The organism is Maritimibacter alexandrii (assembly GCF_005871115.1).
GTDB classification, from domain to species: domain Bacteria; phylum Pseudomonadota; class Alphaproteobacteria; order Rhodobacterales; family Rhodobacteraceae; genus Maritimibacter; species Maritimibacter alkaliphilus.
Genome location: NZ_SWKQ01000014.1, coordinates 203,646 through 224,532 on the forward strand (window position 1 = coordinate 203,646; position 20,887 = coordinate 224,532).

Sequence of the window (20,887 nt, forward strand, 5' to 3'; positions counted from 1 at the left end):
GGGGGTCCGGGGGATGCAAAATCCCCCGGCGCTTGCCACGCGTGCCGCGGCTATTTCAGTTGACTGTCCTTTGAGCCGCGCCGATTGAAACCCGGGCGCACTTTGAAGGTCTGGTCACGCTCCTGCTGACAATCGATGCAGATCTTGACGCCGGGCAAGGCCTCGCGCCGCGCCTCGGGGATCGCTTCGCCGCATTCCGCGCAGTCCGCAAGGCTTTCGCCCACGGGCGCGCGCCGGGCGCGCAGACGCTCCAGCTCCTCCGAAATCGACGCGTCGATCTGTTCCTGCACTGCGCCGTCGCGGCTCCATCCACCGGCCATGACCACCTTCCGTCGGGTTGGGTCTGTTCACCATAGGTAGTGTGCCATAGCCTGCCCGCAAGAACGAGGGAGGAGCGGATGCGCATCGTGAAATGGATCCTTGGAATCGTGCTGACCGTCCTGGTGGTCGGGCTTCTGGGGTTCTTCATCTTCGCGCCGGGGATCGCCGAGCGGGACATGAACGTGGTCGTCGAACACGACCCCTACCCGGTCACCGCCGAGGGTGCCGCGTTTCACGATACGCTCCTCATCGGTGACTGGCATGCCGACACCCTGTTGTGGAAGCGCGATCCGCTGGAGCGGTCCGACCGGGGACATGTGGACATTCCGCGTCTGATCGAGGGCAACGTGACGCTTCAGGTCTTCACCGCCGTCACAAAATCGCCGTCCGGCCAAAATTACGAAGAGAACTCCGCCGAGACCTTCGACAACATCACCCTTCTCGCCGTGGGTCAGCTCTGGCCGCCACGCACCTGGAACAGCCTTCTGGAGCGTGCGCTTTATCAGGCCCAGCGGCTCAGGGACGCGGCGAACAGATCGGGCGGCCATCTGCGCCTCATCCGCACCGAAAAGGATCTCGACGCCGTGCTCGCGCTGCGCGACGCCGGGGAAGAGGTCGTGGGCGGTGTTCTCGGGATCGAGGGCGCCCATCCGCTCGAGGGCGAGATCGCCAATCTCGACCGGCTCGAGGCGGCGGGATACCGGCTGATCGGGCTGCACCATTTCTTCGACAACGAACTGGGTGGATCGCTGCATGGGGTCGGCGATGCCGGCCTAACCGATTTCGGGCGTCAGGTCGTGAAGGAGGTCGCGGCGCGGGGCATGATATTAGACCTCGCCCATTCCTCGCCCCAGGTGGCGCGCGACGTGATCGAGATGACCGATATGCCGCTTGTGGTCAGCCACACCGGGATCCGGTCGCATTGCGACACGAAGCGAAATTACCCGGACGACCTGATGCACGCCATCGCCGCCACGGGCGGGGTGATCGGCATCGGCTACTGGGAGGACGTGACCTGCGACGACAGCCCTTTGGGCGTGGCCCGCACCATTGAGGCGGCCATCGACCTTGTCGGTGAGGATCACGTGGCCCTCGGCTCCGACTACGACGGCACGGTGACCACCGGCTTCGACACCGCCGAGCTTGCCGCCCTGACGCAGGCGATGCTGGACATCGGCCTGACCGAGGCGCAGATCCGCAAGGTCGCGGGCGGCAACATGGTCAGGGTTCTGCGCGACCGGCTGAACTGAGGCGCCCGTCGCGGTGTCCCGGCGAAGCCGGGGCGGCGCTTGCCCTGCGCGCGCCCTTGGCGCGCTCCGCAAGGCCGCGGATCAGTCGGGAATGCCCCAGCGGTCGAAGGGGAACGGGCGATCTTCGGTGACGCCGGTGACGAACAGCGTGGCGCGCGCCATCCAGTCGGCCAGATCCTCACCGAACTCGGCGACATAGTGGTTCTTTTCGCTGCCGAACAGCATCCAGAAGAACTGGATCAGGCCCGCGATGATGACAAGCCCGCGTGCCACCCAGAGCGCGATAACGAAGAACACCATCCACAGCCCGCGCAGCCAGATGTTGTCCGGCTCGCGCTCGTCGATCTCTGCTCCCGGCTTTTCCAGCACGGTCGGATCGACATCCTCATCAGGTGTTTCAGCTTCCTTGGCCATCCCGTCGTCTCCCAGTTCTGTCCCTATTCAAGTAATATCGGTCGCCTGCGAAAACACCATGTCAATCATGGCCTGCGTGCCCCGGCTGAATTCGAGCGGCGCGGGATATGGCACGCCTTCGCGCACCGTCGCCGCGAAATTCTCCACCTGCAGAACGTATTGGTTCACGCCCGGCCAGCGTTCCACCGCGACCGAGTGATCCGGGCGCAAAAGATGGGCCTGCGCTTCGGCGAAAACGCCGCCGTTGAACGGCGCGGTGAGCTTCAAAAGGCCGTCCGAGCCGTGGAACGTGACGGATTGGTGGCGCATGAGCCGGGTCGAGGTGAGACCGGAATAGGTGAAGCGGCCTTTCGGCCCGGCCATCGTGCCCGTTGTATGAGCCCAGACATCGACCCCGTCCTCCCACCGGATGCGGGTCGATATCTCGTCGGGTTCCGCGCCCGTGGCGAAGCGCGCCGAGCCATAGGTATAGACGCCCACGTCGCGGATACCGCCGCCGCCCGTGCCGCGCTGGTTGCGGAAGTTCGCGCGATCCGGGTTATTGTAGGTGAACACGGCGTCGACATGGCCCAGCGTGCCGAGCGCACCCGCGTCCAGCAGCGCCCTGACGCGCCCCCACTGCGGGTGGTGCAGGATCATGTAGGCTTCGGCGACGTGCAGCCCGCTCGCATCCCGCGCGGCGATGATGCGATCCACCTCGCCCGCGTCGAGCGCGATGGGTTTTTCGCACAACACATGCTTGCCCGCCTCGATCGCGCGCAGGGTCCAGTCTACGTGCAGGTGATTGGCAAGCGGGATATAGATGGCGTCGATCCCATCGTCGTCCAGCAGCGCCGCGTAGCTGTCATAGATCGTCAGATCGTCGGTGATCGCCCGGAACGGCGCGACCTTGTCCGGCGATGTCGTGGCAAGTGCGGCCAGCCGGTTGCCGCGCGCCGCGTGGATCGCCGGTGCCATGTCTTTGGCGGCGAACCGCGCCGCCCCGAGAATGCCCCACCGCAGGTCGTTGGCCATTGGTTTCCCCCTACAAAAAGCCCGGGCGCTTGGCCCGGGCGTCCTGAGTCGTCGTTAGCGCAATCAGGCCGTTTCGGCCATGCCCTTTTCCGAGGCGAGCTCCTGCATCCGCTTCTGGAGCTTCTCGAAGGCGCGCACTTCGATCTGGCGGATGCGTTCGCGGCTGACGTCGTATTGACCGGACAGGTCTTCCAGCGTCACCGTCTCGTCCGACAGGCGGCGCTGGGTCAGGATGTCCTTCTCGCGGTCGTTCAGCACGTCCATCGCCTGTGCCAGCATTTCGCGGCGCACGGTCAGTTCGTCTCGCTGTTCGTAGTCGCCCGCCTGATCGGCATCCTCGTCTTCCAGCCAGTCCTGCCACTGCATCGTGGAATCGCCGTCGTTCGTGATCGTGGCGTTGAGCGAGGCATCGCCACCCGACATGCGCCGGTTCATCGAGATCACTTCTTCCTCGGTGACGTTCAGGTCATGGGCGATCTGGGCCACGTTCTCGGGCCGCAGGTCGCCGTCTTCCAGCGCACCGATGCGGGCCTTGGCCTTGCGCAGGTTGAAGAACAGCTTCTTCTGGGCCGAGGTCGTGCCAAGTTTGACCAGCGACCACGAGCGCAGGATGTATTCCTGGATTGAGGCACGGATCCACCACATCGCATAGGTTGCGAGGCGGAAGCCCTTTTCGGGGTCGAAGCGTTTGACAGCCTGCATGAGGCCCACGTTGGCTTCGGAAATCACCTCGGCCTGCGGCAGGCCATAGCCGCGATAGCCCATCGCGATCTTGGCTGCGAGCCGCAGGTGACTGGTCACAAGCTGGTGCGCGGCGTCGGTGTCCTGATGGTCCACCCACCGCTTGGCCAGCATGTATTCCTCCTCCGGCTCCAGCATCGGGAACTTCCGGATGTCCTGAAGGTAGCGGTTCAGGCCACCTTCCGGCGTCGGAGCAGGCAAAGTCGAATAATTGGCCATCTGTTTACATCTCCACTGTCGCGCCCCAATGTTTCGGGGATTAACATTCTATTTAGGGCGCGTGTACCACCATTCAAGAGCATTGAGCCCTTGAACACTTAACGAAGTATGAACCCATCTCCGTCGGTTTTGGTAGCGGGCTCACGCCTTTGTGCTGAGTATTTCAGTCGGGTTTAGCGCCCAACACCTCGATCAGCCCCGCCATGTCATCAGGCAAACGCGCCTCGAACCGCAGCTGTTCCTTGGTCACCGGATGCTCGAACCCGAGCGTGGCGGCATGAAGCGCCTGTCGCTCGAACCCCCACAACGCCTTGGCCGCCTCGGCCCCCAGAGCGGATTCAGAGGGTTTACGCCGCCCGCCGTAGACCGGATCACCGACAAGCCCGTGACCGGCATGGGCCATGTGCACGCGGATCTGATGCGTGCGCCCGGTCTCGAGCCAGCAATCGAGCAATGAGACGGAAGGAGGGTGCCCGAATGTTTCAACCACGCGGGCCCGCGTGATGGCGTGACGCCCGCCGGACCACGTGACCGCCTGTTTCTGGCGGTCGGTCTTGTGGCGGGCGAGCTGAGTCGTGATCTTCACGATCCCCCCCTGTTCGAAACTCACGCCACGCACGCCCTTGAGCCGCGGATCGGCAAGGTCGGGCATGCCGTAGACCAGCGCGCGGTAATGCCGCTCGACCGTGTGCTTTTCAAACTGGGCCGCCAGCCCGTGATGGGCCGCATCGGTCTTGGCCACCACGAGCAGGCCCGAGGTGTCCTTGTCGATCCGGTGGACGATGCCGGGGCGTTTCTCACCCCCAACGCCCGACAGATCGTCGCCGCAATGGTGCAAAAGCGCGTTGACCAACGTGCCCGACGGCGTGCCGGGCGCCGGATGCACCACCATGCCCGCAGGCTTGTTCACGACGATCAGGTCGTGATCCTCCCACACCACGTCGAGCGCGATCGCCTCGGGCAGCATGTGGGTGTCCTCGGCCACCGGCACGGTGATCTCGATCACCTCGCCCTCGGCGACCTTGGCCTTGGCGTCGGTCAGCACCTCGCCCGCCCGCACCACGGCACCCTCTGCGATCAACTTGGCCAGACGCGAACGCGACAGGTTCGCCGCCTCTGGCACATCGCGGGCCAGTGCCTTATCAAGCCGGTTGGGCGGATTGGCCCCGATCTCGACGAGGACGGACGTGGACGACATGGACGAGGCTCCCCTGACCGGCCCGGATGCCGGTCTCGTGCGTTACCTGAAATGGCTGGTGACGACGCTGACGGTCACCATGATCGTGGGGCTTGTAGTCCTGATCGCCGTCGTTGTCATGCGGTTGAACGAAACGCCCGGACAAAGTTTCCCGGACGAGATCGCACTGCCCGACGGCGCCGCCGCCACCGCGATCACGCGGGGGTCCGACTGGATCGCCGTGGTGACCGATGACGACCGCATCCTGATCTATGACACGACCGGCCAGACGCTCAGACAGGAAATCGCGGTCGACTAATTCCCGACGAAGCCACCGGCGAAGACGATCTGGCCATTGTTGCCGTGGAACGCACCGATCACGCCCTGATCGCCGACGAGCCCTTCGAGATCGCCGTCATGGCCCGCATAGACCACCCCGCCCTCGAACGCGCGGCCGGTGATCGCGCCATCGACGACGAGCGCGCCGTCAGACCCGGTCACCGTGCCCTGATCGAAATCCGCGACGATCGAAATCTTGCCGTCATCGAGGCTCGACACCCCGCGCAGCTCGGTCTCGTAGTAGCGCAGGTTGGAAATCACGGCGACTTCATAGTCGGCGAGGTAGACCGCCTGACCCGAGGTCGGCGTCGTGCCCGTGTCGGACCCGGCGAGGATCGCGGAATAGGCTTCGGCGCGACCGTTGCCGAGGGTCGAGAAATACTCGATGCCGCCGATGGATGCGTCGTAGATATCGCCGGACTCCTGAATGGTGTCGGTGGTGGTCACGGTCGATGACACGGTGCCGCCCGTGTAGAACCCGGAGCGCGTGTTCACGTCGACCAGAAGGCAGCCCGACAGCGGGAAGGCGAGAAGCGGGAGGAGGAGCGCGGTGCGAAGCATGGCGTCAGTCCTGCGGCCCGATGAAGCCGCCCGCGAACACCGTGTCCGCGCCGCTGCCGTGGAACGCGCCCGCGACGCCCTTGTCGCCGATGTTGCCGCCCAGAATGCCGTCCGTGCTGCGATAGGTCACCGCGCCGCCCAGATTGTCGCCCGCGATTGTGCCCGCGACCACAAGGTCCTTATCGGTGCCGGTCAGCCCGCCGGTGTCGAAATCCGCGGTCAGCACGATCTGGCCGGAATCGCGGATCAGGTCGCCCGACAGGTTGGTTCCGTCGCTGGTGAGGTTGTCGAGTTGAAGCACCGTGTAATCGGTGGTGTAGGTCGCCGTGCCGGTCGCGATCGTGACCCCGATGTCGGTGCCCGCGCGAACGCCGGTATAGCCCCGCGCCGTTTCGCGCTGCGTCCCGACCACGAAATCGACACCGCCGAGCGTCGTGTCGTTCACCGCCCCGAACTCCACGTTCGACCAGGCCAGCGTGCGCCGCGCTTCGGCGTTCGGCAATTCCCGCGAGTCGAACAGGACGACTTCGGACGAGGTCGTGGTCACGCTGCCCGATCCGCTGGTCGTCGTCGTCGTTGTCGTGGTGGTCGTGGTCACGCCCGTCGTGCTGGTCGCACAGGCCGAAAGAGCCAGTGCCGTCACCAGGAGACCGCTGAGTTTCAGCTTCATTTTTTCTGCCCTTCTAGCCCCTTGATCGGACGCTATGGGACGTTTGGGAACGGGGCAAGCCCTGCCCGCGCGAAATGACGCGGGCTGTCGCAGCTTGACCACGGCACTGGCCCGCTCGGCGCGAACATCGAAAAGGGAAGGATGGTACCGACACCCCGGCTCGAACGGGGGACCTCTTGATCCACAATCAAGCGCTCTAACCAACTGAGCTATGTCGGCACTGGAGCGCCGTTTAGCGCCCCCATCGGTGCAATGCAATAGCCCGGGCTTGAAAAACGAAGGGGCACGGCGTAACTCACCCGCATCCTTGAAGGAGCGCAGCCATGGGCATCAATTCCGAGACCGAAGTTTCCGCCAACATCCAGATCGGGCCGACCACGCTCGGCATGGTGCGCATCTATGTCGAAGGCAACGGCATCGACCTGCCGATGGATTTCGAGCCGGACGAAGCCCTTGAGATCGCCGAGGAAATTCGCGCCGCCGCGATGCAGGCGCAGAAGATGGGCGACAAGGGCGCTAAAAAGTCGAAGGGTCCGAAAAAGGGCTGACGCCGGGATCGCGGTAGCCGTGCAGGCGCCGCGCCGCATCACGCGCGAATTTGAGCGTCAGTTTCTTGCGCCGCGCCGGGGCGAGCTTCGTTTCCGGCCCCATGCGCACGATCTCGGCATCGTATGGATCGGCGATGATAAGCCCGGTCTCGTCCGGCAGAAGGTCGAGCGGGAAGTCGCAATCGACCGCCCAGAAGAACCTGTCGCAGAACTCGAGATAGCCCTGCCACTTGTGATCCGCCATGAAATCGGCGCGGCAGGACTTGCACTCCACGACCCAGATTTCCCCTTTGGGGCCAACGGCATAGACATCCGTCCGCAACCCGCGCGCAGGCACGAATTCCTCCACGCAGGCGAAATCGTGCAGGCTCAGGTGCCGCGCCACGCCACGGGCGAGCAACTGGCCGGGTTGAAGCATTGCGGTGTCCATGTGCCCAGAATGAACAATTCGTGAACATTTCGCAAGTCGCCCGCGCGAAATTCCCCCGATCATTCCCCTTGCGCGAACCCACTGCCGGGCCTATCTCGGGTCTTGGCGGTCTGCCCTTCTCGTCTACACGGGAACATTCCGGTGGCCTTAAGCAAATCCGAGGGAGCTGGCTCTGTCGCGGCCGTGGCCGAGTTACCCGGCGCCCACCTGAATATCAGGTCCTCGGGAATGCGCTTCCCTGACGGTTGCAGGTGGTCCCGCCACTACCTAGGCTCCTTCCGGCAACACCGGGAGGAGCCTCATGTTTTCCAAGTCCAACCTGCCGCACGATCCCCTGCCCCTGCCCGACCGTTTCGACTGGACGGATGACGAGGCACGCGCCCGCGTGACCGGCTTTTTCGACCTGATGGCGCGGCGCCACACGGTGCGCGACTTCTCGGACCGCTCGGTGCCGCAGGACATCATCGAGACCGCCGTCGCCACTGCGGGCCGCGCGCCCTCGGGGGCCAATCACCAGCCGTGGTTCTTCGCCGCCGTGCAGGACGCGGGGCTGAAGGCCCGCATCCGGGCCGAGGCCGAGGCGGAGGAGGAAAAGTTCTACGACGGCGGCGCGGGCGACGAATGGCTCAAGGCGCTCGAACCCATCGGCACCGACGCCTCCAAGCCGCATCTCGAGATCGCGCCGTGGCTCATCGTGATTTTCGCCCAGCGTTGGGGCGAATTCGACGATGGCACCCGGTTCAAGAATTATTACGTGCCCGAAAGCGTAGGCATCGCGACCGGGTTCCTGATCGCGGCGCTGCATCAGGCGGGCCTCGCCTGCCTGACCCACACGCCGAACCCGATGAAGTTCCTGAACGGCGCCTTGGGGCGGCCCGGTTCGGAAAAGCCGGTGATGATCCTCGCCGTCGGCCACCCGGCCGAGGACGCCACGGTGCCCGCAGTCGCGAAACTGAAAAAGCCGCTGGGCGAAATTCTAAAGGTTTACTGACGCTTACGCGGTGCGTTCGCCGTCGCTTCGATCCGCGCCGGGATATTGGTCGCGACCGGAATACGCCTGCCCCCGCGCGGTTCGTCATCTTCGCCCATCCGCATGATGGTGATGGCGAACTGCACGCCCGAGAACACGATCCCGTTGCCGAAGAACAGCATGATGACGGCCATGATCCCGACATCCGAGGTCGACACGAGGTGCCACAGGTTGCCCACGTTCATCCACAGAAGCGCCGCGACGAACACGGCGGCAAGGCCGAACCCGATCAGAACGTGACGAATGTAGAGCGAGATCAGTTTGGGCATGTCAGCACCTCCTGCTCCGAATGTAGGCACGGGCTGCCGCAGCCGCAAAGGCCCATTTGTCGCAGGGTCGCGGTCGGCGCGTTCAGGCCGATCGGGCGTTCAGGTTCGGTGGCGATGGAGCGCGAACTCGCGCGTGCAGACGACAGCCTGACGGAAGCTCAGAACGCTTCAGGCCGCGCCTCGCGCGCCATGTGGTCGAGCACGGCGTTGGTGAACTTGGGTTCCTGACCTTCGGGGAAGAACGCCTTGGCGACCTCGACGAATTCGACGATGACGACCTTGGGCGGCGTGTCGCCCAGAACCAGCTCGGCCCCGGCGGCCCGAAACAGCGCGCGCAGCGTCGGGTCGATCCGCGCGATGGGCCATTTGGCGACCAGCGCCCGGTCGGTCATCTGGTCGATCTTGGCCTGCCGGTCCACCGCTTCGCCCAGAATGGCGCGGAAGAGGTCCACGTTCCCCTCTTCGAATTCGCCCTCTTCGTATTCGGCCCCGAAGCGATGGTCCTCGAATTCCTTGCGCACGCGGTCATAGCCCTGCCCCGCCGCCTCCATCTGGAACAGCGCCTGCACGGCATAAAGCCGCGACGCGGATTTCATCCGGCGCTTCAACTCGGGCGTCATCTTGCGCTTGGGGCGGTCGGTGTCTTGCGGGGTCTCGTCGGTCATGTCGGCTCTCGGGCAAACTCAGGCCGCGTCCTTAGATCAAGGCCGGACCAAGGGAAACCGTTTTCCGCGAAAAGCGTGAAAATTCGCTCACGCTCCGACGGGACGAAAGCCGACCTGCTTCTCGCCGCCCGTCCATTTCCGACCGAGCGCGATAAGGTGAAGCGCGGCGGCAGCCGCCCCGCCCCCCTTGTTCTGCTGGTCCACGGCGGCGCGAACCACGGCCTGATCGCGGTTCTCGACGGTCAGGATGCCGTTGCCGATGCACAGGCCCGCCAGCCCCAGCGTCGAGAGCGCGCGCGAGCTGTCGTTGCACACCGTCTCGTAATGCGTGGTCTCGCCCCGGATCACGCAGCCGAGGGCGACGTAGCCGTCGAAATCAGCGGTGCGGTCGGCGATGCGGATCGCGGTCGGCACTTCCAGCGCGCCGGGCACCTCGACGATCTCCCACGTCGCACCCGCGGCCTCGATCTCGGCCTTGGCGCCCGCGATCAGGTCGTCGGCGATGTCCTTGTAATAAGGCGCCACGACGATCAGCAGCTTGGGCGCCTCGTCGAAGGTCGGGCGCGGCAGGGTGTAATGCGTCTCGGTTCCGGCCATCACTTCTCTCCCCGGATCGGATGGGTGCCTTCGATGGTCAGGTCGTAGGCGTCCAGCCCCACCACCTTGGGCAGCGGGCTGTCGGTCAGCAGATGCATCCGGTGGATGCCCAGCGCCGACAGGATCTGCGCGCCGAGGCCGTATTGGCGCAGCACCTGCGGGCTGACCTCGCCCTCGGCGGTGGCGAGCTTCATCGACGGATCGCGCAGCAGAACCACGGCCCCACGCCCCTTGTCGGCGATGATCTGCATCGCGCGGGGCAATTCGTCATGCGGGTTCGGGCCAAGGCCCAGCGCATCCTCCAAGGGGTTCAGCGCGTGCATACGCACCAGCACCGGCTCGTCCGTGGTCAGGTCGCCCTTGGTCAGCACGATATGCTCGGCCCCCTGCGTCTCGTCGGTGAAGATGCGCAGCATCCAGTCGCCGCCATAGGCCGAGGTGACCTGCTTCACCGCGCTTTCGTTCACGAGGTTGTCGTGGCGATGGCGGTAGGCGATCAGGTCGCTGATCGTCCCGATCTTCAGCCCGTGCTTCTGCGCGAAGGCCACGAGATCGGGCAGCCGGGCCATCGACCCGTCCTCGTTCATGATCTCGCAGATCACGCCGGCCGGGTTCAGACCCGCAAGGCGCGAAATGTCCACGGCCGCCTCGGTATGGCCGGCCCGCACAAGGACACCTCCGTCCTTGGCGCGCAGCGGAAAGACGTGGCCGGGGGTCGCGATGTCGGCGGCCCCCTTGGTCGGGTCGATGGCGACCGAAACGGTGCGCGCACGGTCATGCGCCGAAATGCCGGTGGTCACGCCTTCGCGCGCCTCGATGGAAATGGTGAACGCGGTCTCGTGGCGCGACGAGTTCTGCGAGGCCATGAGCGACAGGCCCAGCGCATCGACCCGCTCGCCGGTCAGCGACAGGCAGATCAGGCCGCGCCCGTGGGTCGCCATGAAGTTGATCGCATCCGGCGTCGCCATCTGCGCGGGGATCACCAGGTCGCCCTCGTTCTCGCGGTCCTCGTGATCGACGAGGATGAACATGCGGCCGTTGCGCGCGTCCTCGATGATCTCCTCGATCGAGGAGATCACATCGCCCCACTCGCGTTCCACCGGTCCGGGTGCGTCATAGATCTTGGCGTCCGACATCTGGGCATTCCTTCCAATTGCCCCCGCGAGATAACGCGACCCGCCCCCCGATGCCAGAGGAACGTCGCGCACAGAGGCTGTGAAGATCGCAACGTCGCAATGAATGCCGACCGCCCGCCCCTTCTCTGTTTCAGGAAACCTCGGAGGGGGGTCTGGGGGGAGGCAGCGCCTCCCCCCAGCGGGTCGACCGGGCTTCAGCCCGGGCGAAACCCCTCAGAACCGCCAGAGCGCCGGGACGAAGGCATAGGCCTCGCCCTCGGCCTTCACATGGCCCACGCCGGGGAACGGGAAATGGTAGCCCACGACCGGGATGCGATCCGCCGCGGCCATGTCGAGGATGCGGCGGCGTGTGGCCACTGTCGCCTCGGGGTCGCTGTCCATCGAGCCGTACCAGTCGGGATGCGCGAAATGCCCGAAGGCGTGGGTGATCGCGTCGCCCAGCACCAGAAGCTGATCGTCGCCGCTTTCCAGCAGGATCGACATATGCCCGGGCGTGTGCCCGTTGGTCGACATCAGCCGCACGCCCGGCGCCACCTCATGCCCGTCGCCCGCAAGCGTCCATTCCGCCCCGTCGACATTGATCGAATTGACCGCGCCCAGCACGAATTGCTGCGCCTCCGGGGCCACCCGGTCGACGAGGCCGTCCTGCAACCAGTAATCGTGTTCGGCCTCGCCGATCACGTATTCGGCGTCGGGGATGATCGCCTCGTCGAAATCGTCGCGCACGCCCCAGATATGATCCGGGTGGGCATGGGTGACGACGACATGCGTCGTGGCGAAAGGGTCGATCCCGGCGGCTTCCATGTTCGACATGAGCCGCCCGGCGGTGTCGAAGAACCGGTTGCCGGAGCCGACGTCGATCAGCACCTTCGCCTCGCCGGTCTCGATATAGACGTGGTTCGTGTGCCCGACGAGTTCATCGGTCGGCAGGAAATGCGCTTCGAGAAACGCCAGCTTTTCGGCCTCGTCGGCGTTCATGCCCAGCGCCGTCAGAGGCTGCGGGAACCAGCCGTCCGAGACGATGGTGATCTTCATATCCCCCAGCGTGAAGCGAAAGTGCGCGGGGTTCTCACCGTCCGGCGGGCCAAGCTCGGCGCGAAGGGCCGCGGGCATGGCGAAGGCGGGCATGGCTGCGGCGAGCGCGAGCATCTCGCGGCGAGTGGGGCGCAATAGCGGCATCGATTCCTCCCTGTTCGATCCGGGAATCATATGCACGATTTCGAATGATTTAAAGCGTCGTGAAATATCTCTCGGCCGGCAGGTATCCCGCCATCCGGCCCGCCACCGACCATTCGGCCTCCAGCATCGTGGCGCCGACGACTAGGACCGCGTCCGTGGGCACCCCCCGGCGCGCTGTCAGGTCGGCGAGCTTTTCGCGCGTGGCGGACCAACCGTCGGCCAATGTGGGCGCCTGCATGGCTGCGTCGATAAGCGCGGCGTTGGCGCCGTGAAAGCCGGGCGCGTCGAGCGGTCGGTGCACGGCGGCAAGGCGTTCTGCGCGGGCCACGCCCCGCAGTTTTGTGGCCTCGGCCTCAGGCACCGCAACCAGTTTCGGCCCGCATTTCAATGCGTTCGACGAGAACAGGAGCGCGATCACGTCGCGCCCCGTCGCCGCCCGGATCGAGGCGTAGCTTTTGTAATCGATCCCAAGTTCCTTGGCCCGGCGCACCCGCATCCGCACCACTTCCAGCGGCAGGGTCGGCACCAGATCGGCCCGCGCCCTTCGCCACGCATAACCGTGCCAGCCGGTATTGCCGATCCCCGGCCCGCCGTTGTGACCGATCAGGGTCATGCCGCGTATTCGCCGAGCCGCGCCACGTAGCGCGCCAGCGTGTCGATCTCGAGGTTGACCTTGTCGCCCACGCGCACGTCGCCCCAGGTCGTCACCTCTTTCGTGTGGGTGATGAGGTTCACGCCGAACGTGTCGCCGTCGACCTCGTTCACGGTCAGAGAGGTGCCGTTCAGCGCGACCGAGCCCTTTGGCGCGATGAAGCGCGCCAGATCGCCCGGCACCTTGAAGGAAATGCGCGTCGAGTCGCCCTCGTCATGCACATCCGTCACCTCGGCCACGCCATCGACATGGCCCGAGACGATATGCCCGCCCAGTTCGTCGCCCACCTTCAGGGCGCGTTCGAGGTTCAGGCGCTTGCCAACCTCCCATCCGCCGAGGTTGGTCTTGTTCAGCGTCTCGCCCGACACGAAGACCTCGTACCAGTCCGGGCCGAGCCGGGTCACCGTCAGACACACCCCATCCGACGCGATGGACGCGCCCAGCTCGATGCGCGACGTGTCGTATCCGGTCGCGATCCGCGCGCGCAGATCCTCGGTCCGGGTGACCTCGGCGATCCGGCCGATATCGGTGATGATCCCAGTGAACATGGCTGACTCCTTTCCCCAATGGCTACGCCCAAACCCACCCCTTGCCAAGCAGGGCGCGGGACAAGCCAAACCCCGAGCGTCACAAAAAAGCCCGGTTCGGGTGTTTTGTGTCTTGCGCAAGGACAATGGCAAGGTTTTCCTTGAAGAAACGCGGCATCAGTTCGCGACAGAGGCCAGAAAAACGGGTAAAATCAGGCGCATGAAAGCCATCGACGGAACCGACCGGACATTCCTGTTCCTGCAAGGGCCACACGGCCCCTATGTCCGCCGTCTGGCCCGGATGCTCTCGGCCTCGGGCGCTCAGGTCTGGCGCGTCGGGTTCAACATGGGCGATCAGGTGTTCTGGCACGATGCGCGGACCTACATTCCCTTCACCGACAGCCAGGACGCGTGGCCGGAACGCATCCGCGCCATCCTGACCGAAAAGGGCGTGACCGATCTGGTGCTCTACGGCGACACACGGTTCATCCATGCCGAGGCCGTGCGCGCCGCGCAGGACGCGGGCGTCATGGTCCACGTGTTCGAAGAGGGTTACCTGCGCCCCTACTGGATCAGCTACGAGCGTGGCGGATCGAACGGCCACTCCCGCCTGATGGACATGGACGTGCCGCAGATGCAGCAGGTGCTGGCCGACGTGCAACTCGACATCCCAGAGCCGCCCGCCCATTGGGGCGATATGCGCCACCACATCTTCTATGGCGCGCTCTACCACTGGTTCGTCATGTTCGCGAACCGGCGCTATCGCGGTTTCCGCCCCCACCGCGCGCTCACGGTCGGCAAGGAATTCCAGCTTTACCTCAAGCGCCTGATCCTGATGCCGTTTCAGGCGCTGGGACGGATCATCGCGACGCGCCGTATCCGAAACGGCGGCTTTCCTTATCACCTTGCGCTTCTGCAACTGGCCCATGACGCGAGTTTCCTCGACCATTCCCCGTTCAAAAGCGTGACCGAGTTCCTCGACCTCGTGATCGAAGGCTTCGCGAACGGCGCGGCCCGTCACCATCACCTCGTGTTCAAGGCGCATCCGCTGGAGGATGGCCGCGTGCCCCTGCGCCGCGAAATCCGTCGTCTGGCCGCCCAGCATGGCGTGGAAGGGCGCGTGCATTACGTGCGCGGCGGCAAGCTTGCCCGGCTGCTCGATCATGCCCGCAGCGCCGTGACCGTGAACTCGACGGCGGCCCAACAGGTGCTGTGGCGCGGACTTCCGCTCAAGGTTTTCGGCGCTGCCGTCTATGACAAGCCGGAGTTCGTTTCGACCCAGCCCCTGCCCGAATTCTTCGCCCAGCCGACCCGCCCCGACAGCCGCGCCTACCGCGATTATCGTCATTACCTGCTGGAAACCTCGCAAATCCCCGGCGGGTTCTATTCGGCCCGTGGCCGGCGACAGCTTCTGCGCCAGATCGTCGACATGATGCTCGCCCCGGACGACCCCTACGATGCCCTCGCCAAGGGCACCGCGGCCCCCCGGCAACAGTTGAGACTCGTGAAGTAACCCTTGGAATCGCGTCTGGATTTTTATCCACAGCCCGAGTAGTCTGCCAAAAAAAGAAACTGAGGCAGAACTCCAAAAAGGAGCCCGGGCAGTGAAAAATCAGGGCATTACGTGGGCGCGCATCGCGCTCCTTTTCGCGCTTGTGATGGGTGTAGCCGCATGTGACGTGCTCCCCAGAAGCGGCCCGAACAAGCAGGAAATCTACTCCGGTTCGGTGCAGAGACAGGGCGACGCCTTCGTCGTCTCGGTCAACGATCACGTGACGCGGGCGACCGCCGTCACCCCGGCGCTCGGGTTCGGCGAGAACTTCCTCTCGGCCGGACAGGTCGGGTCCGACACGATCCGGCCCGGCGACGTGCTGGGCGTGGCGATCTGGGAAAACGTCGAACAAGGCATCCTCGCCTCGGCGGGCGCGCCCGCCGCGCTCGAAGAGGTGCAGGTCGACGGCTCCGGCTTCATCTTCATCCCCTATGCAGGACGGATCAAGGCCGCGGGCAACTCGCCCGAAGCCGTGCGCCGCATCATCACCGAACAACTCGCCACCCAGACCCCGGACCCGCAGGTCTTGGTCACCCGGATCGCTGGCGACGGCGCCACCGTGTCGATCACGGGCGCGGTCAACGGTCAGGGCGTCTACCCGATCGAACGCCCCACCCGCACGCTGGGTGCCATGCTCGCCGCCGCAGGCGGTGTGGCCGTGAACCCCGAGGTGGCCGTGGTCAAGATCATCCGTGGCGGTCAGACCGGGCAGATCTGGTATCAGGATCTGTTCGAAGACCCGCGTCTCGACATCGCCCTGCGCAACGGCGACCGCATTCTGGTCGAGGCCGACACCCGCGCCTTCACCGCTCTCGGCGCCACCGGCACCCAGACCCGCGTGAACTTCCAGACCCAGAACCTCTCGGCCCTCGAAGCCATCGCGCAGGTCGGCGGTCTGAACCCGACACTGGCCGACCCCACGGGCATCTTCGTGTTCCGCAACGAGCCTGCCGAGATCGCGAATGTCGTGCTGGCACGGGGCGATCTGGTCGGTGCGCAGCGCCTGATCTACGTGCTGAACCTGACCGAACCCAACGGGATGTTCATGGCCCGCGACTTCGTGATCCGCGACGGCGATACCGTCTATGTGACCGAAGCGCCCTACGTCCAGTGGGCCAAGGTCATCACGGCGCTCACCGGTGCCCTCGGCGCGGCCGAGTCGCTGGCCAACGCAGGCAGCACCTTCGGCCTCGTCGGCGCGACGCCGTAAGGTCCGGGGCGCATGACCCCCTACGACAGGATCACAGCCGCCGCGACGGAGCCCCCCTCCTCGCGGCGGCTTTACGTTTACTCGGGCGGTTTCCTGCGTGAGCGCCGGGTGCGGCGTATCCTGAAGCTGGCCGGGTGGGACATTCGCATCGGCCTGCCGCGCGCCGAGGATACCGTCGCGGTCTGGGGCGTCTCGCCCACCGCGCACCGGGGCGAGGGTGTCGCGAAACGGCGGGGGGCGACCCTGATGCGCGTCGAAGACCCGTTCCTGCGCTCGGTCGGTCTGGGACGTGACGGCGAGCCGCCTCTGGGCCTCCTCCTCGACCGCTCCGGCGTGCATTTCGACCCCGCCGTGCCCTCGGACCTCGAACGAATGCTCGCGGATGCGCCGCTGGACAACTACGCGCTTCTCAGCCGTGCGCGCGACGCGGTGGACCGTATCCGCCACGCCCATTTGTCAAAATACAACGGCTTCGACGCGAAGGCCCCCGTGCCCCGCGCGCCCTACGTGCTGGTGATCGACCAGACCCGTGACGACGCTTCGGTGCTGGCGTCGAAGGCCACCCCGCAGACCTTCCGCGAAATGCTGGTCATCGCGCAGGAGGAAAATCCGGGCCTGCGCGTCGTCATCAAGTCCCACCCGGACAGCACCGCAGGCCATCGGCCGGGCTACTACGGACCGGAACACGCGGGCGGCAAGGTCACGCTTCTGACCGATCCCGTCAGCCCCTGGGCGCTGATGGAGGGCGCGGTTGCGGTCTACACCGTCTCGTCCGGCATGGGGTTCGAAGCGATCTTCGCCGGCCACAAGCCCCGCGTCTTCGGCCAGCCGTTCTACGCCGGCTGGGGCCTGACCAAGGACGAAAACCCCGTGCCGCGCCGCGAACGTCAACTGACGCGCGCGCAATTGTTCGCCGCGGCCATGCTCGAATATCCGACGTGGTACGACCCCTACCGCGACAGACTGTGCGAGATCGAAGACGTGATCGGCACGTTGGAGGCGCGCGCCCGCGCGATGCGCGAAGACGGGCCGGGCTACGTCGCCGCCGGAATGCGGCTGTGGAAGCGCAAGCCGTTGTCGCAGTTCTACGGAAGCGGCGCGGGCGTGATCTTCGAAGACGGCCCCAAGGCCGAAGCGAAAGCGGCGAAGACGGGTCGCCCGATGATGGTCTGGGCGGGAAAAGCCGACACGCTCACCGCCCCCGCCATCCGCATCGAAGACGGCTTCATCCGCTCGCGGGGCCTTGGCGCCAAACTGACCCCGCCCCTGTCGCTCGTGCGCGACGACCTCGGCATCTACTACGATCCGAACGCCGAAAGCCGCCTCGAACGGCTCGTCTCCGCCGCCGAAACCCTCGCCCCCGGCCCGCTTCACCGTGCCGAGGCCCTGATGCATCGGCTCACCGCTTCCGGTATCTCGAAATACAACCTCGATCGCGCCGCGCCGGTCGATCTGCCGCCGGGCCACCGCATCCTCGTCCCCGGTCAGGTCGAAGACGATGCCTCGGTCCGCCTCGGCACGCGCGAGGTCACCCACAACCGGGGCCTGCTCCGCGGCGTGCGCGCGGCCAACCCGGAGGCCGTCATCATCTACAAACCCCACCCGGACGTGGAAGCGGGCCTGCGCGACGGCGACATGCCGCTGGACGAGGCCGCGCGCCATGCCGACGTGGTCGCCACCGAAACCGACGCCGTGGCGCTGATCGAAGCGGTGGACGAAGTCTGGACCATGACCTCCACCCTCGGGTTCGAGGCGCTCATCCGTGGCAAGACCGTCTCCTGCCTCGGCGCCCCGTTCTACGCGGGCTGGGGTCTCACCCGCGATCTGGGCACGATACCGGACCGACGCAGGGCGCGCCCCAGCCTCGTAGGCCTCGTCCACGCGATCCTCATCGACTACCCGCGCTACCACGACCCGGTCACGAACACGCCCTGCCCGGTCGAGGTCATCCTCGATCGCATCGACGCGCAGGAAACCGGCCCCGGCACACCGTCCCTGCGCCTCGTCTCAAAGCTGCAAGGCCTGCTCGCGCCCTACACCACCTTCTGGCGCTGACGCGGTCCCCTTCTCTGTTTCGAAAATACTTCGGGAGGTTTGGAGGGCTGGCCCTCCAAACGCGCCGCAAGGCGCGTCCACCGCGACGACCTTCCAACGGCAGGGCGGCGCAAATCCAGCGCGGGCGTCAGCCCGCACCGCTAGGATACGGCGCGCCACCTGTGCAGGACGTCGCCCCCGATGGCGCGCAGCTCGACCAGCTCCAGCCGCGGCGCATCCGAAAGCGCACCCACGCCCATCGCGGCGATCGAAGGCCAGCCTTCGGCACCAAGAGCGATCCCGGCGGTGAAGCCCACGTATTCGTCGACCAGCCCCTCGGCCAGAAGCGATGCGGCCAGCCCGCCGCCGCCCTCGCAGAACACGCGCGTCAGCCCCGCCGCGCCCAAGGCGGCCAGCGCCGCCGCCACGTCGATGCGACCCAGCACGACGGGCACCGCGATACAACGTGCGCCCAGCCCTTCCCAGGCCGCGACCACGCCGTCCGGCGCCCGGTCGCCGTGGATCAGCCAGACCGGAACCTCCTCCGCCGTGCGCGCGAGTGTGCTGTCGAGAGGAATGTCCAGATGCCGCGACAGCACCACGCGCACCGGCTGGCGCCGCGCCCCCAGCCCGCGCACGGTCAACGACGGATCATCCGCACGCGCCGTGCCCGCGCCGACCATAACCGCGTCATGGCGCATCCGCTCGGCGTGAACATGTCGTCGTGCGTCCGGCCCCGTGATCCACTGGCTTTCCCCCGTCGCCGTGGCGATGCGCCCGTCCAGCGACGCGGCGAGTTTCAGCGTCACCATAGGGCGCCCGCGCTCCACCCGGCTCAGGAATCCGACCTGATCGGCGCGTGCCTCGGCCTCGCCCAGCCCCGTCACGACCTCAATCCCGGCCGCGCGCAACATCGCGATCCCGCGTCCGTTCACCCGGTCGTCGGGGTCGCCCAAAGCGACGACCACCCGTGCGATCCCCGCCGAAATCAGCGCCTCGGCACAGGGCGGGGTCTGTCCATGGTGGGAACAGGGCTCGAGCGTCACATAGGCCGTCGCCCCCCGCGCCGCCTCACCCGCCTGCGCCAAGGCGACGATTTCGGCATGGGGCCGCCCGCCGGGCTGGGTCCAGCCGCGCCCGACGATCCGGCCGCCCTGCACGACTACGCAGCCCACCGCCGGGTTCGGCCAGACAGACCCAAGGCCCCGCCGCCCGAGCGACAGGGCCAGATCCATGAACCTTTCGTCGGTCACGCCTGTTCTTCAGGCGGAATGTCGGGGCGCAACTCGCTCATGAACTTCTCGAAATCGTCCGCCGCCTGGAAGTTCTTGTAGACGCTCGCGAAGCGCACATAGGCGACCGTGTCGATCCGGGCCAGACTTTCCATCACGATCTCACCGATGGTCTTGGACGGAATGTCCGTCTCGCCCATCGATTCCAGCCGCCGCACGATGCCCGAGATCATCTGATCGATGCGCTCCGGCTCCACGGGCCGTTTCTGCATCGAAATCCGGATCGAACGCTCCAGCTTCTCGCGGTCGAAATCCTCGCGCCGACCGTTCGACTTGATGACCACGAGGTCGCGCAACTGCACGCGTTCATAGGTGGTGAAGCGCCCGCCGCAGGCCGGACAGAACCGCCGCCGCCGGATCGCGACATGATCCTCGGCCGGGCGTGAATCCTTCACTTGAGTGTCAATATTTCCGCAGAACGGGCACCGCATCCCACTTCCTTTTCTTTGCCTGTCACCTCTGATCGTGGGTCTTTGCCCACTTATCCACAGGCACTATAGGAAGAGTGCCGCATTTTGGGTAGGTTCAAAGCGTCGCGCCCAGATATAGCAGGGCCCGTTTGTGGCCCCTATGCCGCAATCACCGGATGAGCGCCGCGACTTTTCGGCGGTGCGGCCGGTCGCGATGTTCGAAAAGGTAAATTCCCTGCCATATTCCGAGCGTCATTGTCCCGTTTATGATTGGAATCTGTAAAGAAATGGGGAGCAGCGCGGCCTTGATATGGGCCGGCATGTCGTCCGGCCCCTCATAGGTGTGGGTCAGGTAGGACATGCTGGGGTCGGTGGTGGGCGGCACGAGCCGCGCGAAGTAGTTGCGCAGGTCGACCTGCACTTCGGGATCGGCATTTTCCTGAATGAGGAGCGAGGCCGACGTGTGCCGCACGAAGAGCGTCAGCAACCCCTCGCCCGTCCCGGTGTCCGCAACCCAGCGCGTCACATCGCGGGTGAACTCATAGGTGCCCTGCCCGCGCGTTTCGATCTCGAATTCGGTGTGCATGACATCAAGCTGCCAAATGCCGGTGAGACGCGCAAGCGACGCCGCCCGGTTCGCGATGATCCGG

25 protein-coding genes and 1 tRNA gene are annotated in these 20,887 nt (G+C 65.8%); 7 read left to right on the forward strand and 19 right to left on the reverse strand.

Features of this window, described 5'->3' with window-relative positions:
* Nucleotides 1-50: 50 nt before the first annotated feature.
* Nucleotides 51-320, reverse strand: a complete 270-nt coding sequence (locus FCT00_RS17635; protein ID WP_138424062.1) for a DksA/TraR family C4-type zinc finger protein — start codon at nucleotides 318-320, stop codon at nucleotides 51-53.
* A 78-nt stretch (nucleotides 321-398) separates the two neighbouring features.
* Between FCT00_RS17635 and FCT00_RS17640 the strand changes: the two genes are divergently transcribed.
* Nucleotides 399-1,571 carry a dipeptidase gene (locus tag FCT00_RS17640; protein ID WP_138424063.1) on the forward strand — a complete coding sequence of 391 codons (1,173 nt, stop codon included), beginning with the start codon at nucleotides 399-401 and terminating at the stop codon, nucleotides 1,569-1,571.
* 81 nt (nucleotides 1,572-1,652) lie between these two features.
* On the opposite strand, the gene FCT00_RS17645 is transcribed toward FCT00_RS17640, so the two are convergent.
* From FCT00_RS17645 to FCT00_RS17660, 4 genes are all read right to left on the reverse strand, one after another.
* Nucleotides 1,653-1,985, reverse strand: coding sequence for a DUF4389 domain-containing protein (locus tag FCT00_RS17645; RefSeq protein WP_138424064.1), 333 nt, complete (start codon nucleotides 1,983-1,985; stop codon nucleotides 1,653-1,655).
* 27 nt (nucleotides 1,986-2,012) lie between these two features.
* The gene (locus FCT00_RS17650) at nucleotides 2,013-2,999 is read right to left on the reverse strand and encodes a Gfo/Idh/MocA family protein (RefSeq protein WP_138424065.1); all 987 of its coding nucleotides are present in this window, start codon (nucleotides 2,997-2,999) and stop codon (nucleotides 2,013-2,015) included.
* 63 nt (nucleotides 3,000-3,062) lie between these two features.
* On the reverse strand, nucleotides 3,063-3,959 hold the full coding sequence (gene rpoH, locus FCT00_RS17655; RefSeq protein WP_138424066.1) for an RNA polymerase sigma factor RpoH: 897 nt from the start codon (nucleotides 3,957-3,959) through the stop codon (nucleotides 3,063-3,065).
* Nucleotides 3,960-4,122: 163 nt separating this feature from the next.
* Nucleotides 4,123-5,157 carry an RluA family pseudouridine synthase gene (locus FCT00_RS17660; RefSeq protein ID WP_138424067.1) on the reverse strand — a complete coding sequence of 345 codons (1,035 nt, stop codon included), beginning with the start codon at nucleotides 5,155-5,157 and terminating at the stop codon, nucleotides 4,123-4,125.
* Between FCT00_RS17660 and FCT00_RS17665 the strand changes: the two genes are divergently transcribed.
* Nucleotides 5,156-5,455, forward strand: a complete 300-nt coding sequence (locus tag FCT00_RS17665) for a DUF6476 family protein (RefSeq protein ID WP_138424068.1) — start codon at nucleotides 5,156-5,158, stop codon at nucleotides 5,453-5,455. The two genes, FCT00_RS17660 and FCT00_RS17665, sit on opposite strands and share 2 nt — an antisense overlap.
* Here FCT00_RS17665 and FCT00_RS17670 read toward each other — a convergent pair.
* The 3 genes from FCT00_RS17670 to FCT00_RS17680 form a co-directional block, all read right to left on the reverse strand.
* Nucleotides 5,452-6,036, reverse strand: coding sequence for a hypothetical protein (locus FCT00_RS17670; protein WP_008329471.1), 585 nt, complete (start codon nucleotides 6,034-6,036; stop codon nucleotides 5,452-5,454). The genes FCT00_RS17665 and FCT00_RS17670 overlap by 4 nt on opposite strands.
* Before the next feature lie 4 nt (nucleotides 6,037-6,040).
* Complete coding sequence (locus FCT00_RS17675) at nucleotides 6,041-6,706, reverse strand: hypothetical protein (RefSeq protein WP_138424069.1); 666 nt, start codon at nucleotides 6,704-6,706, stop codon at nucleotides 6,041-6,043.
* Between the two features lie 142 nt (nucleotides 6,707-6,848).
* Nucleotides 6,849-6,925: transfer RNA gene (locus tag FCT00_RS17680), tRNA-His, on the reverse strand.
* Between the two features lie 104 nt (nucleotides 6,926-7,029).
* Here FCT00_RS17680 and FCT00_RS17685 point away from each other — a divergent pair.
* Nucleotides 7,030-7,254, forward strand: a complete 225-nt coding sequence (locus FCT00_RS17685; RefSeq protein WP_008329475.1) for a DUF6324 family protein — start codon at nucleotides 7,030-7,032, stop codon at nucleotides 7,252-7,254.
* On the opposite strand, the gene FCT00_RS17690 is transcribed toward FCT00_RS17685, so the two are convergent.
* Nucleotides 7,223-7,684, reverse strand: a complete 462-nt coding sequence (locus tag FCT00_RS17690) for an MmcB family DNA repair protein (RefSeq protein WP_138424070.1) — start codon at nucleotides 7,682-7,684, stop codon at nucleotides 7,223-7,225. The two genes, FCT00_RS17685 and FCT00_RS17690, sit on opposite strands and share 32 nt — an antisense overlap.
* 301 nt (nucleotides 7,685-7,985) lie before the next feature.
* Here FCT00_RS17690 and FCT00_RS17695 point away from each other — a divergent pair, with 301 nt between their 5' ends.
* The gene (locus FCT00_RS17695) at nucleotides 7,986-8,675 is read left to right on the forward strand and encodes a nitroreductase family protein (protein ID WP_138424071.1); all 690 of its coding nucleotides are present in this window, start codon (nucleotides 7,986-7,988) and stop codon (nucleotides 8,673-8,675) included.
* Here the strand turns inward: FCT00_RS17695 and FCT00_RS17700 are convergent.
* From FCT00_RS17700 to FCT00_RS17730, 7 genes are all read right to left on the reverse strand, one after another.
* The gene (locus FCT00_RS17700; RefSeq protein WP_138424072.1) at nucleotides 8,669-8,983 is read right to left on the reverse strand and encodes a hypothetical protein; all 315 of its coding nucleotides are present in this window, start codon (nucleotides 8,981-8,983) and stop codon (nucleotides 8,669-8,671) included. The two genes, FCT00_RS17695 and FCT00_RS17700, sit on opposite strands and share 7 nt — an antisense overlap.
* A gap of 158 nt (nucleotides 8,984-9,141) precedes the next feature.
* Complete coding sequence (gene nusB / locus FCT00_RS17705; protein ID WP_138424073.1) at nucleotides 9,142-9,648, reverse strand: transcription antitermination factor NusB; 507 nt, start codon at nucleotides 9,646-9,648, stop codon at nucleotides 9,142-9,144.
* Between the two features lie 87 nt (nucleotides 9,649-9,735).
* On the reverse strand, nucleotides 9,736-10,245 hold the full coding sequence (locus tag FCT00_RS17710; protein WP_008329486.1) for a 6,7-dimethyl-8-ribityllumazine synthase: 510 nt from the start codon (nucleotides 10,243-10,245) through the stop codon (nucleotides 9,736-9,738).
* A complete protein-coding gene (ribB, locus tag FCT00_RS17715) occupies nucleotides 10,245-11,381 on the reverse strand; it encodes a 3,4-dihydroxy-2-butanone-4-phosphate synthase (RefSeq protein ID WP_040884452.1) in 1,137 nt (378 codons plus the stop codon). Before ribB ends, FCT00_RS17710 begins: the two co-directional genes overlap by 1 nt.
* 213 nt (nucleotides 11,382-11,594) lie before the next feature.
* On the reverse strand, nucleotides 11,595-12,560 hold the full coding sequence (locus FCT00_RS17720; protein WP_171043034.1) for an MBL fold metallo-hydrolase: 966 nt from the start codon (nucleotides 12,558-12,560) through the stop codon (nucleotides 11,595-11,597).
* A 49-nt stretch (nucleotides 12,561-12,609) separates the two neighbouring features.
* Nucleotides 12,610-13,173, reverse strand: coding sequence for a hypothetical protein (locus tag FCT00_RS17725; protein ID WP_138424074.1), 564 nt, complete (start codon nucleotides 13,171-13,173; stop codon nucleotides 12,610-12,612).
* Nucleotides 13,170-13,760 carry a riboflavin synthase gene (locus FCT00_RS17730; RefSeq protein WP_138424075.1) on the reverse strand — a complete coding sequence of 197 codons (591 nt, stop codon included), beginning with the start codon at nucleotides 13,758-13,760 and terminating at the stop codon, nucleotides 13,170-13,172. Before FCT00_RS17730 ends, FCT00_RS17725 begins: the two co-directional genes overlap by 4 nt.
* Before the next feature lie 199 nt (nucleotides 13,761-13,959).
* On the opposite strand from FCT00_RS17730, the gene FCT00_RS17735 reads away from it, so the two are divergent.
* The 3 genes from FCT00_RS17735 (at nucleotide 13,960) to FCT00_RS17745 (ending at nucleotide 18,556) form a co-directional block, all read left to right on the forward strand.
* Nucleotides 13,960-15,252 (forward strand): capsule biosynthesis protein, encoded by a 1,293-nt coding sequence (locus FCT00_RS17735; RefSeq protein WP_171043035.1) that lies wholly within the window; start codon nucleotides 13,960-13,962, stop codon nucleotides 15,250-15,252.
* Between the two features lie 145 nt (nucleotides 15,253-15,397).
* Nucleotides 15,398-16,501, forward strand: a complete 1,104-nt coding sequence (locus FCT00_RS17740) for a polysaccharide biosynthesis/export family protein (protein WP_138424223.1) — start codon at nucleotides 15,398-15,400, stop codon at nucleotides 16,499-16,501.
* Between the two features lie 12 nt (nucleotides 16,502-16,513).
* A complete protein-coding gene (locus FCT00_RS17745; RefSeq protein ID WP_138424077.1) occupies nucleotides 16,514-18,556 on the forward strand; it encodes a capsular polysaccharide biosynthesis protein in 2,043 nt (680 codons plus the stop codon).
* 140 nt (nucleotides 18,557-18,696) lie between these two features.
* Here FCT00_RS17745 and ribD read toward each other — a convergent pair whose 3' ends face one another.
* From ribD to FCT00_RS17760, 3 genes are all read right to left on the reverse strand, one after another.
* A complete protein-coding gene (gene ribD, locus FCT00_RS17750; RefSeq protein ID WP_138424224.1) occupies nucleotides 18,697-19,770 on the reverse strand; it encodes a bifunctional diaminohydroxyphosphoribosylaminopyrimidine deaminase/5-amino-6-(5-phosphoribosylamino)uracil reductase RibD in 1,074 nt (357 codons plus the stop codon).
* Between the two features lie 14 nt (nucleotides 19,771-19,784).
* Nucleotides 19,785-20,258 (reverse strand): transcriptional regulator NrdR, encoded by a 474-nt coding sequence (gene nrdR, locus FCT00_RS17755; protein ID WP_040884456.1) that lies wholly within the window; start codon nucleotides 20,256-20,258, stop codon nucleotides 19,785-19,787.
* A 148-nt stretch (nucleotides 20,259-20,406) separates the two neighbouring features.
* Nucleotides 20,407-20,823, reverse strand: coding sequence for a secondary thiamine-phosphate synthase enzyme YjbQ (locus FCT00_RS17760; protein WP_138424078.1), 417 nt, complete (start codon nucleotides 20,821-20,823; stop codon nucleotides 20,407-20,409).
* Between the last annotated feature and the right edge of the window lie 64 nt (nucleotides 20,824-20,887).